The sequence below is a fragment of the Streptomyces sp. NPDC002671 genome, from assembly GCF_053592475.1.
Window position 1 is genome coordinate 1 of the sequence record NZ_JBSFVU010000087.1, and the last position, 11,097, is coordinate 11,097.

7 protein-coding genes and 2 pseudogenes are annotated in these 11,097 nt (G+C 68.9%); 1 reads left to right on the forward strand and 8 read right to left on the reverse strand.

What is annotated here, in order from left to right; genetic code table 11:
• Window positions 1–99: 99 nt before the first annotated feature.
• The 4 genes and pseudogenes from ACWD35_RS43275 to ACWD35_RS43290 all read right to left on the reverse strand — a co-directional run.
• Window positions 100–341, reverse strand: a pseudogene (locus ACWD35_RS43275) (IS5/IS1182 family transposase); the annotation flags it as partial.
• Between the two features lie 583 nt (window positions 342–924).
• Window positions 925–1,023 (reverse strand): annotated as a pseudogene (locus ACWD35_RS43280) (transposase); the annotation flags it as partial.
• Window positions 999–3,878 carry a glycosyl hydrolase family 95 catalytic domain-containing protein gene (locus ACWD35_RS43285; protein WP_451356829.1) on the reverse strand — a complete coding sequence of 960 codons (2,880 nt, stop codon included), beginning with the start codon at window positions 3,876–3,878 and terminating at the stop codon, window positions 999–1,001. The gene ACWD35_RS43285 and the pseudogene ACWD35_RS43280, both read right to left, overlap by 25 nt.
• A 374-nt stretch (window positions 3,879–4,252) precedes the next feature.
• Window positions 4,253–7,147 (reverse strand): glycosyl hydrolase family 95 catalytic domain-containing protein, encoded by a 2,895-nt coding sequence (locus tag ACWD35_RS43290; protein WP_451356830.1) that lies wholly within the window; start codon window positions 7,145–7,147, stop codon window positions 4,253–4,255.
• A 597-nt stretch (window positions 7,148–7,744) separates the two neighbouring features.
• On the opposite strand from ACWD35_RS43290, the gene ACWD35_RS43295 reads away from it, so the two are divergent.
• Window positions 7,745–8,464 carry a FadR/GntR family transcriptional regulator gene (locus tag ACWD35_RS43295; protein ID WP_451356835.1) on the forward strand — a complete coding sequence of 240 codons (720 nt, stop codon included), beginning with the start codon at window positions 7,745–7,747 and terminating at the stop codon, window positions 8,462–8,464.
• Window positions 8,465–8,493: 29 nt separating this feature from the next.
• On the opposite strand, the gene ACWD35_RS43300 is transcribed toward ACWD35_RS43295, so the two are convergent.
• From ACWD35_RS43300 to ACWD35_RS43315, 4 genes are all read right to left on the reverse strand, one after another.
• A complete protein-coding gene (locus tag ACWD35_RS43300) occupies window positions 8,494–9,348 on the reverse strand; it encodes an amidohydrolase family protein (RefSeq protein WP_451356831.1) in 855 nt (284 codons plus the stop codon).
• Window positions 9,345–9,656 (reverse strand): L-rhamnose mutarotase, encoded by a 312-nt coding sequence (locus tag ACWD35_RS43305; RefSeq protein WP_451356832.1) that lies wholly within the window; start codon window positions 9,654–9,656, stop codon window positions 9,345–9,347. Before ACWD35_RS43305 ends, ACWD35_RS43300 begins: the two co-directional genes overlap by 4 nt.
• Window positions 9,653–10,297, reverse strand: a complete 645-nt coding sequence (locus ACWD35_RS43310) for a LutC/YkgG family protein (RefSeq protein WP_451356833.1) — start codon at window positions 10,295–10,297, stop codon at window positions 9,653–9,655. Before ACWD35_RS43310 ends, ACWD35_RS43305 begins: the two co-directional genes overlap by 4 nt.
• On the reverse strand, window positions 10,294–11,097 hold an 804-nt coding region (locus ACWD35_RS43315; RefSeq protein ID WP_451356834.1), incomplete at its 5' end, for an LUD domain-containing protein. The genes ACWD35_RS43315 and ACWD35_RS43310, both read right to left, overlap by 4 nt.

Consider the following 11,097-nt stretch of genomic DNA (forward strand, 5'->3'; position numbering starts at 1 on the left):
AGAGCCCGGTGCGGTGAGAGCCGCACGCCGGGTTCGGCGAGCGGCACGGAGAAACGGACCGGTGGCAACACCGGCACCGCGCTCCGTGCCGACTCAACAGTACGGTCGGTCTGCGGCGATCCGGTCGATGGGCAGCAGCGTCCCGTCGAGGATCACGAACGCCTTGCCTATTGCTGTGCGCGTGGCAGTGGGGAGGTCCGGGGCGAGTGCGGCCAGGACCTCCGGCTTGCCGGGAGCCGCCGCCACCGCGTTCCACGCTCGTGCCGCCTGACCGACAGCAGCCGGGACAGGAACCGCAGAGCCGAACTGGATAGGTCGATCCCCGATCGGTAGACAAGCACGTGAAGCTCCGGGCGGACGGGGTGATCTTGGTCGACAACCCATCTACCAGGAGCTTCACCCCTTGCCACACACGCCCCCGCACCAAGTCACTCCAGCGTCAACCAGGTTGGAAAGCGCTCCGTATGTAGGAACAGTTCTGGAAGCAATGCTGTGCAAGACGTGAAGGTCTGGCCCTTCGGAGCCGCCCTGCGAGGGGAGGCTTCAAACCACCACATGCTGCGAGAGCGGTGACGCGATCGTGGTGAGCGATGTGGAGAAGGAGCCCAAGATGCGTCAGGTGGGGATCAGGAAGACGAACGCAAGTGAACCACCGCTGAAGTGTCGTTATTGAAATCGAAGTGGCATCAAAACTGGGCCCACGGGATTGGGTCTGGGATAAGCCTGACGGAGCCCGTCTATTGGTCAGGTGGTGCCCGGCACGGAGGTGGCGTGAGCCTGGTCTGCTGGTCTTGCACGGAACGCGGGAAGGCACGCTTCGACACTGCCGCCCCGAGAGTGCAGCGAGAGGGAGCGGCCTGAGCCGCTGAACCGTGAGAGGTTGAGTACCGACGCGGAGCGTGCTGGCGGACTGGCCCGTAGTAGTGCCGAAGCCCCGTACTGGCGCTGCACTCCGGCGGAGGTGGGGCCTTTCTTCACGAAGCCGGTGTCGTCGGCGATCAACACACCGCCTGCCTGGCCGAGTTGCGCGGCCGGCCGGTCGCGATCAGACCCGGCACCATGCGCCACTGCTGGCTGAGGTCGTCCGTGTCGGTCTGCTGGACGATCGGAGCCAAGTCGGCGGTGGAGTTGCCGCGGACGCCCATGACCTTGCCGCTGCGCACGTTGACGATCTTGACGTAGCCGTCGCCGGTGTCGGTGAGCATCCACTGCTGGTTCGAGCCGCCGGCATTCGTCCACTGCACGATCGGGGTGTCGTCCGCGGTGCCTCCTCCGCTGACGTCGGCGAGCAGAGCGGAGTTGACGTTGGCCAGGGTGTAGACCCGGCAGCCCAGGTCGGTCAGCTTCCAACGCTGGTTGGCGTTGCCGTGCTGGGTGTACTGGATGAGACCCGTCCCTGCCGTGGTGGAGCTGCCCGGGACGTCGATCGCCTTGCCGCTGCGCCGGTTGACGAGGACGAAGGTGGTGGCCCTGGTGGGCGGGGTGAGTGTGACCGAGCCGCCTGCTGCCATGGTGACGGCCTGGCTCCAGGTACCGAACTTGACCCTCGTCGAGGTGCCGCCGGTGCTGTGCAGCGTCGCCGAGGTGACGTTGCCGCCGCTCCAGTCCATGTCGAGGGTGAAGCCGCCGCGCAGGCCCAGGCCGCGGATGCTGCCGGTGCCCCAGGCCGACGGCGTGGCGGGCAGCAACTCGACCAGGCCGGGGCGGGAGTAGGCGAGCATGTCGAGCATCGCGGTCGGGGTGCCGTAGTTGGCGTCTATCTGGAGGGTGGAGGAGGTGCCGAAGGAGTACATGTCCAGCAGGTTGATCGAGGCGCCGTTGCTGTAGTTCACCGACGGCTTCATGACGGTCAGGATCAGCTGGTAGGCGTTGTCGGCGTGCTTCAGCCGGGCCCAGCACATCGCCCGCCAGGCGGTGGCCCAGCCGAAGCTCTGCATGCCGCGCGCGGTGAGCAGGTTGCGCACGCCGATGAGGAGCGGCACCGGGCTGCGGTCGTGGGTGATGCGGTCACCGGGGGAGAAGCCGGCCAACGGGGACAGGTGCCGGTGGGTGGTCTCACCGAGGTTGTCGTCGGTCATCCACTCCTCCAGCCAGCCCGTGGTGGCGCTGACCCGGGGCAGGTACAGCTTGTCCTGCAGACCGGCGATCGTGGCGGCGTAGGCGGCGTCGAGGCCGAGCGCGGCGCACGAGTCGCGGTAGTTCCGGAACAGCTGCCAGACCAGTTCCTGGGCGTAGGTGATGCCCTTGGCGTTGGTGGGGCCCTGCTCCGGGGACCAGTCGCTGTCGTCGATCAGGACCTGTCGACTCACGCCGTTCTCGGTGACGGTGGTGGTGATCAGGCGTGCCTCCCAGAACTGGCAGGCACCCTTGAGTATGGGGTGGATCCTGACGAGGTAGGCGGTGTCCTGGGTGTACTCGTAGTGCTCGAACAGCGAGTTGCACAGCCACGCGTTGCCCGCCGGGTGCCACCACCAGCCCATGCCGCCGTAGATGTTGGTGCTGATGGCGGTTGTCCAGCCCGCGACCTTGCCGCTGGTGTTGCGGAACCCGTTGTGCGAGTCGTTGAACAGCTTCTGGGTCTGGGCGGTCCATGAGGACAGCTGCGAGAGACAGTAGTCGGCCAGGGGTTCGAAGCAGTCGGACAGGCCGGCCCGGTCGGGCAGCCAGTAGTTCATCTGGACGTTGATGTCCGTGTGGTAGTCGCCCATCCAGGACGGATTGTTCTTGTCGAACCACAGGCCCTGCAGGTTGGTGGGCAGCCCGGTGCGCGACCCGGTGACCGTCAGGTAGCGACCGAACTGCAGGTAGCTCGCCTCCAGTTCGGGGTCGGGTGCGGCGCCGGAGGCGGCACGGGCGGCGAGCCTGGCGGGGGTGTCCAGGGCCTTCTGTGCGACGGTGGAGGTGCCCAGGCTGACTGTCATCCGCTCGTAAAGCCCTCGGTAGTCGTCGACGTGGGTGGCCAACAGCATGGTGCCGGCGACGGCCGCGGCCTCGGTGGCTCTGGTTGTGGCCACGGCCTTGGGGTCGACGGCCGCATCCATGAACGCCTTGGCCGGGTCCGGGACGTAGTTGGTGCCGCCGGAGATCACGATCAGGACCTCCGAGCAGTCGGTGAAGGCGACCTCGCCACCGCTCACCGACACCGTGCCACCGGTGTTCTGGACGGCGACGACGGCGCCGTACTTCAGGCCGTTGCCCAGGGCGCCGTCGAACGAGGCCGTCTTGGCAGCCGGGTCGGCGGTGGTGGTCTCGCCGTGGGTGCTATTCAGTGCGACGCTGCCGGTGTAGGTGCCGCCGCCGCTCTGGGTCAGGCGCACGACGATGACGTCGTCGGGGTGGCTGGCGTACGCCTCGCGCTGGTAGGTGACTCCGCCCAGGGTGTAGCTGGCGCAGGCGTAGCCGTTGCTCAGGTCGAGCTGGCGGCGGTAGTTGCCGACTGCCGTCGCTGTGTGCGCGGGCACCTTCACGTACGCCTTGGCGAGCATGCTCATGGTGCCGAACCTGGTGGTGTCGTAGGGGAACTGGCCGTCGGACTGGAGCGCGGCGTTGAGCGTTCCGGTCCACAGCGAGGCGTCGGTGACGTAGAGGGTGTCGTTCGCCGGGTCGCCGGTGACCAGAGCGCCGATCCGGCCGTTGCCGATGGGCAGGCCCTCTTCGATGATCTTGGACTCGTTCCCGGCGGAGCGGTACCACAGCGTGGTGGCTGCGGCGGCCGGCACCAGCGACAGCCCTGACGGCCGGGTGAAGTCGGCCCGGGCCGGGGCGGTGAAGGCGGGAATGGAGTTCAGCGCGGCCACCGCGCCGGCCGCCGTGCCGAAGCGCAGGAATGAGCGGCGGGACGGGCGGGGGCTCTCGTCATCGCGGGACGGGGGGAGCATAGGTGTCCTCTCGCGCGGCGGACGTCATTGGTCCGATCACTTGCCCGGCTTGATGTGAGTGCCAACGACTTGGTGGCGCAAGTTTGGCCATACGTCGGATGTATTGGCAAGAGCCTGATCGTGCTTTCCGGCCCTCAGCCGCTGGATCGCCGGCCGCTGCCCACTTCGACGATTTGCGTGCACATGATGGCTGGATCGGCCCCGATGCGTGCGCAGCCTGTCACCGCGCGGGTCTGCCGACCAGGACTCAAGCGCGGCCCTTCGCCCCTCTCGCATCGGTGGCGGTGTCCGATGGCGTCGAGCCCCGCTCCGCACGCGTCGTGACGTGCGAAGCGGGGTTCGGTTGTGTCTGCGCGGAGTCACAGGGACGGCGGTCAGCGAACCGTCATCGCGAAGATCCGCATCCGGGAGGCGCTCGGCAGCGTGATCCCGGTGAGCTTCGCCCCGTGCCCGGCGACCGTGACCGTCTGGTGCATCACCTTGACCTTCAGCGCATGGTCGCCGCCCGCGTAGTGACGGTGGCTGGTCTGCACCGCGACCTTCTCCCCGTACTGCGGCTTCTGACCCCAGTCGGTCAGGCCCAGGCTGACCGACTGCGTGGTTCCGTTGTCGAATACCAGGGTCATGGTCCCCGATTGGGAACCGCCCGCCGAGGCGCCCAGGATGTGCAGCTCGGTGTAGGCGGCGGCCGGTACGGGGACCGTCTGCCCGCTCGGCACGACGCTGTTCTTCCGGCCGTCGCCGTAGCCGGGCATCGTCCAGGTGATCCCGCCGGAGACGAACAGGCCCGGCGTCGGCATCTCCTCGGCCGGATAGGTGTACCCATAGGTGTCGAAGCTGCCATCGGTCAGATTGGTCTGCCAGGTGATGCCGTCGTTGGACAGGAAGGAGCCCAGATCGAGCGGGACGCCGCCGGCGGCCGGGACCAGTCCCCAACTGGCCCTGGCCGGCGCGATGACCGGCGCGATCGCCAACGTCGGCGATTGACCGGCCGGGACGATGACTGCTTCGTCTCCCGCGTCGAGCGCGATGGTCAGCGTGCCGTTCGCGTTCGCTGTCCAGGAGATCGGGCCCGGCGTCGCGCCAAGCGGCTGGACGTCGTAGGGCCCGCTCATGCCGCCCGGGAGGACGACGCAGGGCTCGCCGGCGTTGCTGCGGACGCGGATGAACTTCGTGACCCCGCCCTGGCGGACGGCGCTGACCTGGAACGCTCCCTCGGTCGTCAGGTTGTGGAACGTGAGGTCGGCCCATGCCGACGGGACGGCCGGGAAGACCCGGATGAGGCCGCCCCAGCTCTGCACCACCATGTCGTGCATGGTCTGTGCGCCGGACAGCGGGGTCTCGATGACCGGGCCACCGCTCTCGGCGTACATCGTGTTCGGCTGGACGTAGCTGGTCAGCAGGGTGTTGAGCTGGCGCAGTGCCGAGTCGCCGTCACCCAGCACGGCGTACATCGACGCCGAGCCGGTGAAGCTGTAGCCCTGGAGCGCCGAGGGCATGCTCTGCCAGTGGTTGATCGAGTTGACCAGGAGCGTGCGGTTGGCCGCTTCGGTGACCTGGAGTTCGTACAGCGGATAGAACCACAGCAGGTGCGAGAAGTGCCGGTGCGAAGTGGTCAGTTGGAGGTCGGAACCGATCCACAGGCCGTTGGCCGTGTCCTGGGGCGGCGGCGTCAGGTGGTCGAGCACGTCCTGCCAGGTCGCCGCCAGCGGGTCGTTGATCCCGAGCTTGGTGGCCGAGGCCAGTAGCGTCCGGCAGCCCCAGTGGATCAGGGCCAGGTCGTAGTTGCAGTCCTTCGTGTTGCCGTACTCCGGCGAGTAGGTGGCCGGGAGGTGGTACACGCCGGAGGCGTCCTTGCTCAGGAAGTGCAGGTAGAAGTTGATCGCCTTGCGGAGCCGGGGGAACAGGATGTTCTGCAGGATGCTCTGGTCCATCGTGTGCCGGTAGGCCAGCCAGACGTTGTGCAGGGCCCACGTGAGGTTGCCGACCTCGGGCGTGCCGGACGTGTTGCCCGGCAGGTCCGGCGGCAGACTCTGGAGGTCCTCCTGCGCCGTGCGACCAATCACCAGCGAGTCGCTCCGGTAGGCCGCGGGCGTCCTGGCGATCAGCCCGGCCTCATCGGCGCCCATCTCGGCGGTCAGTGAGTCAAGTTCGGTGTGTCCGGAGGCGTAGACGGGCCAGTATTCCAGCTGGGCGTTCAGGTTGTACCACGCCGCGGGCCAGCGGGTGTCCTCGATCCAGGGGCCGACGGTGGCCATCACCGGCCGATCGGCGCGGGTCGCGCTGGCCAGCTTGTACATCTGCGTCCAGTAGAAGGCGGCGTACTTGGTGTCAGGGACGGAGACGAAGCTCTTGGGGTAGAAGGCGTTCCACCAGGTCCGGTGCTCGGTGGTGAGGCTGGTGAGCGAGAGGCTGGCGGCCGTGCCGAGAGTGTTCGCGGCTGTCGTACTGGCCGAGTGGTCGGTGCCGCTGTGCGCGATGGTGCACAGCATCGTGGACGTGACGCCGTCGGCTTCGGTGCGGATCGACCACTGGGTAACGGTGCGTCCGCCGCACGCCAGATCCTGGACGGAGCTGCCGCCGGTGGCCGACGTGGTCACTACCGCCGCAGGGTTGGTGAGCAGGCCCGACGGCGGGGTCACGACCTTGGAACGCGGGCTGACGGCGGGGAAGGCTGTGAATGTCCATGTGGCGGTCTCGCTGCCGGTCACCGCAACTGAGGAGACCACCAGGAGGTCGCGGGTCGCGTGCACGAACGCGCGGATCTGCAGGACGCCGGCGGTTGTGGTGACGAATCCGGACAGTTCCGCGTTCCACAGCGACAGGCGCAGGTCGACCGCGGTGACGGTGCCGGTCGTCTGGAGCGTCAGGTAGCCGATCTGGAGCCGGGAGTTGCCCCAAAGCGGGTCGCCGCCCTGGTGGTCGCGAACCCTGGTGTCGCCGAGCACGAAGGCCAGGCGGTTGGTGCCAGATCGCTGGTAGACGCTGGCGCCCATCCCGCCGTTGCCCAGGAACGGCCCCTGGTAGAAGGACGTCGGAATCGACTCGAACACCATGTCCAGACCGCCGAGGAAGTCGCGCCAGCCGGTGCCGGCCGAGAGCCGGTCGTCCAGGGTCGACCCGGGCGCGAGAGCCGCCGCGGTGGCGGCCTCGACCGGACTGGACGTGGCGACGCCCAGGAGCGGCGGCACGAACGCGGCGGCCGCGACGGAGGACGTCCAGCTGAGGAACGACCGCCGGGGCAGGGGTGCGGGCTGGTTCTGTGACATGGGACCTCCCAAGACGGGCCGGAACGGGACCGGCCAACCACCTCCGGCACGGACCGCGTGGGGCGCGCCGGGGACGACTCGGCACATACATCCGATGTATAGGGCGGCCTAGAGGCTAGCAATCGCTTTCCATGCGGGGAAGGGGTAGATTCATACGATGTTTCATCGTTCGGGACGCGCTTGTCAGCCGGAACTTCACCTCATTGAGTTGTTCAAGCTGAATTCGCTGGTCATGGAGCCGGCACGGGGCGCGGTTGGGTGCTCGTGGTGGTCGGCGCCTTGATCGGTAACGAGTGATCGTCCGTCGGCGTTGGGCTCGGTGTTCGCCAGGACGAGCGGGGCCGCAGAAGGGCGCTGGCGTGCTTCGCGGTCATGCGGTTCTTGGTCGGGCCGGTGCCGTGCAATTCCGTACTGACCTGAGACGGTCATCCAGTCGGAGCCCGCCTCGTTCCTCCGGTGATAGCGGTTACTGGATCACCAGCGCTGTTGGGACGTTCGGTGCTGTTCGCCGATCACGCTGTGCTCGGCGACGCCACCACTCCCTCGGGAGAGGTGGGAGGTCGGAGTTATCATGCAGAGATCCGATGTCCGATTGCCATGCAAGGAGAGCGTGTGCCAGTCACCGACGAGGCGATCGACAAGATCAAGGCGATGATCGTCAGCGGCGAGCTGAGTCCGGGCTCCCGGCTGCCCAAGGAGGCGGACCTTGCGGCGAGGCTGGGCCTGTCCCGCAATTCGTTGCGTGAGGCGGTCAAGGCTCTGTCGCTGATCCGGGTTCTGGACGTGCGGCAGGGCGACGGGACGTACGTGACCAGCCTGGAGCCGAATCTGCTGCTGGACACGCTGGGGTTCGTGGTCGACTTCCACCGGGACGACACCGTGCTGGAGTTCCTGGAGGTGCGCCGCGTTCTGGAGCCGACCGCGGCGGCGATGGCGGCGCGCGTGATGTCCGACGAGGCCGTCGAGGAACTGCGGGCCGTGCTCGACCGGTTGAGCGATGACGCCACGTTGGATGAACTGATCGCCAACGACCTGGAGTTCCATCAGCTGATCGCCAAGGGCTCGGGAAACAGCGTGCTCTGCTCGCTGATTGAGGGGCTCTCGGGCCCCACCACCCGCGCGAGGGTATGGCGTGGCGTCACCGAAGAGGGTGCCGTGGAGCGGACCCGGCAGCAGCACCAGGCGATTTTGGACGCCATCGCCGCCCGGCGACCCGACGTTGCGCACGCGTGGACCACGGCGCACATCGCCGGGGTGGAGGACTGGCTGCGCGAGATGCTGGGCTCGGGCTCGGTCCTACCTCCCGAGTCCCGCTGAGCGGCTGACATCCGACCATTTGCCTGAACTCAGCGCTTCAGCGCGTATATCCGGGTCGCCGTCCGGGAGAGAACGGCGGCCTGCTCCCCGGCACTGAGCCCGGCGAGCAGGTCCTTGGTGGTGTCGACCACCTGCTGGTAGCCGGCCGCCAGGGTGCTCACGGGCCAGTCGGAGCCGACCATCAGCCGATGCGGCCCAAATGCCTCCAGGGCGGTGTCGACGTACGGCCGCAGGTCCTCCACACCGGCTCCGGGCGCGGCCTCGGTGAGCAGCCCGGAGAGCTTGGCGACGGTGTTCGGCAGCGCTGCCAGGCGCCGGATCCGGTCGGCCCACTGCTCGAGCACTCCCGCCGCGATCGGAGGCTTGCCCAGGTGGTCGAGGACGAAGGTGAGCCCGGTGAGTCCGGCTGCTGCGCCGATCGCGGCCGACAGCTGATGCGGTTGGACGACCAGGTCGTACACGAGACCGGCCTCGGCCACTGCGAGCAGGCCCCGCCGGACGTCGGGGCGCAGCAGCCAGTCCGGGTCGGGTTCCTCCTGTACCTGGTGGCGGATTCCCACCAGCCGGTCCCCGCCGGGGAGTTCGCGGAGGCGGGCGAGCGTGTCAGCGATGCCGGGTGCGGTGAGGTCGGTCCAGCCGACGACGCCGGCCACCAGCGGGTCGCCGTTGGCGAGGGTGAGGAACTCGGGGGTCTCCTCGGCGACCGTGATGGTCTGTACCAGCACGGTGGCCGTCACGCCGGCGGCCTCGGCCGCGGGGCGCAGGTCGTCCAGTGAGAACGAGCGCCGCAGCGGGGCGAGCGCCGCGCCAGTGATCCAGGGCTGGTCCCGGACCGCCAGGTCCCAGACGTGGTGGTGCGCGTCGACGATCGGGAGGCCGCTCACAGCTCCCACACCATCGGCAGGCCGGCCTCAGCCCCGCCCTCGGAGTAGTCGTGGACGACGTCGAGCAGTTCGGCCATGCGCGTCTGCCAGCCGAGATTGACCGGCAGGTGCTCCAGCTCGGCGAGCAGCCGTGCGTAGTCCTCGCACTCCAGCAGATGGAACAGCTCGCACCCGCTGCGCCAGATCGTCCAGGAGGTGACGCCGGCGGCCCGGATCGCGGCCGTCATTTCTGTGGGCACGGCGCGGTGCGCGGCCTCGTAGTCTTCGACCCGCTCGGGCTTGACACGGGTGTGCAGGGCGACTCTCATACGTTCTCCTTGCGGGTGAGGATGACGACATCCAGGGTGCGCGGGCCGTGCACGCCCTCCACCCGGTCGAGTTCGATGTCGCTGGTGGCCGACGGGCCTGAGATGAAGGTCAGCGGGCGGGTGGGGTCGAGCAGGGCGAGGGCCTCGGGGACGTCCCCCGCGATCTGTTCCGCCCGGACCACGCAGAGGTGGTAGTCCGGCAGCAGTGTCAGGACGCGGCGTCCCTGGCCTTCACCGGCGTCGAGGACGAGCGTGCCAGTCACGGCGATGGCGATGGCGGCCGTACTGAGCACCGCCGTGATCCGGTCGAGTGCGGCCAGGGTGAGCGGCGGCTCGTCGGCGAGCCAGGTCCAGGTCCCTTCGGGCAGCCAGTGGACGGGAAATCCGTCCGGTACCACGGCCTTGGTCAGGCCGCGGCCGGTGAGGACCTGGCCGATGGCCACGGCGGCGAGGCTCTCGTCGGCGACGGTCACCGTGGCGCGGTAGTCGGCGATGCGCTCGGCGAACAGCTCGACGAGCGCCTCCTCGGCGTGGCTGCGCCGGTAGCCGCGCGGGATCGGCGGACCGTCGGGACGTTCGGTGGGCGGGACGTCGCTCAGTGCCGCGCGGAGGCGCCCGAGGGTGGTGTCACGGCTGCTCATCGCTGCTCTCTTTCGCGGTTGGCGCGCCACCAGGCACGGAAGGACTCCGCCGGGGGCGCCGGCGTGTCCCGGGTGTCGGACCAGCCTCGGAACGGCCCGGGCAGCCGGCCGATCCGCCCCCGCCGGGCGAGCGAGCGTCCGCCGAGGGACGCGACACGCTGCGCGAGCGCCAGCCGGGTCGGCGAGGCCAGGACGGCTGTCGCACCCTTCATGGCGAGCGCCTCCAGCGTGGGCAGGCGCCGCTTGGCGGCCTTGGCCTCGACGGCCTTGGCGCGCAGGTGGGTGAGCACCTCGGGAATGTTGATCTTGACGGGGCAGGCGTCGTAGCAGGCCCCGCACAGCGTGGACGCGAACGGCAGGCTCGCCGCATGCTCCACGCCGACCAGCTGCGGGGTGAGGACGGCGCCGATCGGGCCCGGGTAGACCGAGCCGTAGGCGTGGCCGCCGGTGCGCTCGTACACCGGGCAGACGTTGAGACAGGCGGAGCAGCGGATGCAGTTGAGCGCCTGCCGTCCGACCTCGTCGGCGAGCGTGTCGGTGCGGCCGTTGTCGAGCAGCACCAGGTGGAACGCGGACGGGCCGTCGCCGGGGGTGGTGCCGGTCCACAGGGAGGTGTACGGGTTCATCCGCTCGCCGGTGGAGGAACGGGGCAGCAGCTGGAGGAAGACCTCCAGATCGGTGAAGGCGGGCAGGACCTTCTCGATGCCCATCACGCTGATCAGCGTCTCGGGCAGGGTCAGGCACATCCGACCGTTGCCCTCGGACTCCACGACGGCGACGGTGCCGGTGTCGGCGCAGGC

Coding starts and splice junctions, on each gene's coding strand:
- ACWD35_RS43285 (WP_451356829.1), bottom strand. CDS start 3,878: ATGCTCCCCCCGTCCCGCGATGACGAGAGCCCCCGCCCGTCCCGCCGC.
- ACWD35_RS43290 (WP_451356830.1), bottom strand. CDS start 7,147: ATGTCACAGAACCAGCCCGCACCCCTGCCCCGGCGGTCGTTCCTCAGC.
- ACWD35_RS43295 (WP_451356835.1), top strand. CDS start 7,745: ATGCAAGGAGAGCGTGTGCCAGTCACCGACGAGGCGATCGACAAGATC.
- ACWD35_RS43305 (WP_451356832.1), bottom strand. CDS start 9,656: ATGAGAGTCGCCCTGCACACCCGTGTCAAGCCCGAGCGGGTCGAAGAC.
- ACWD35_RS43310 (WP_451356833.1), bottom strand. CDS start 10,297: ATGAGCAGCCGTGACACCACCCTCGGGCGCCTCCGCGCGGCACTGAGC.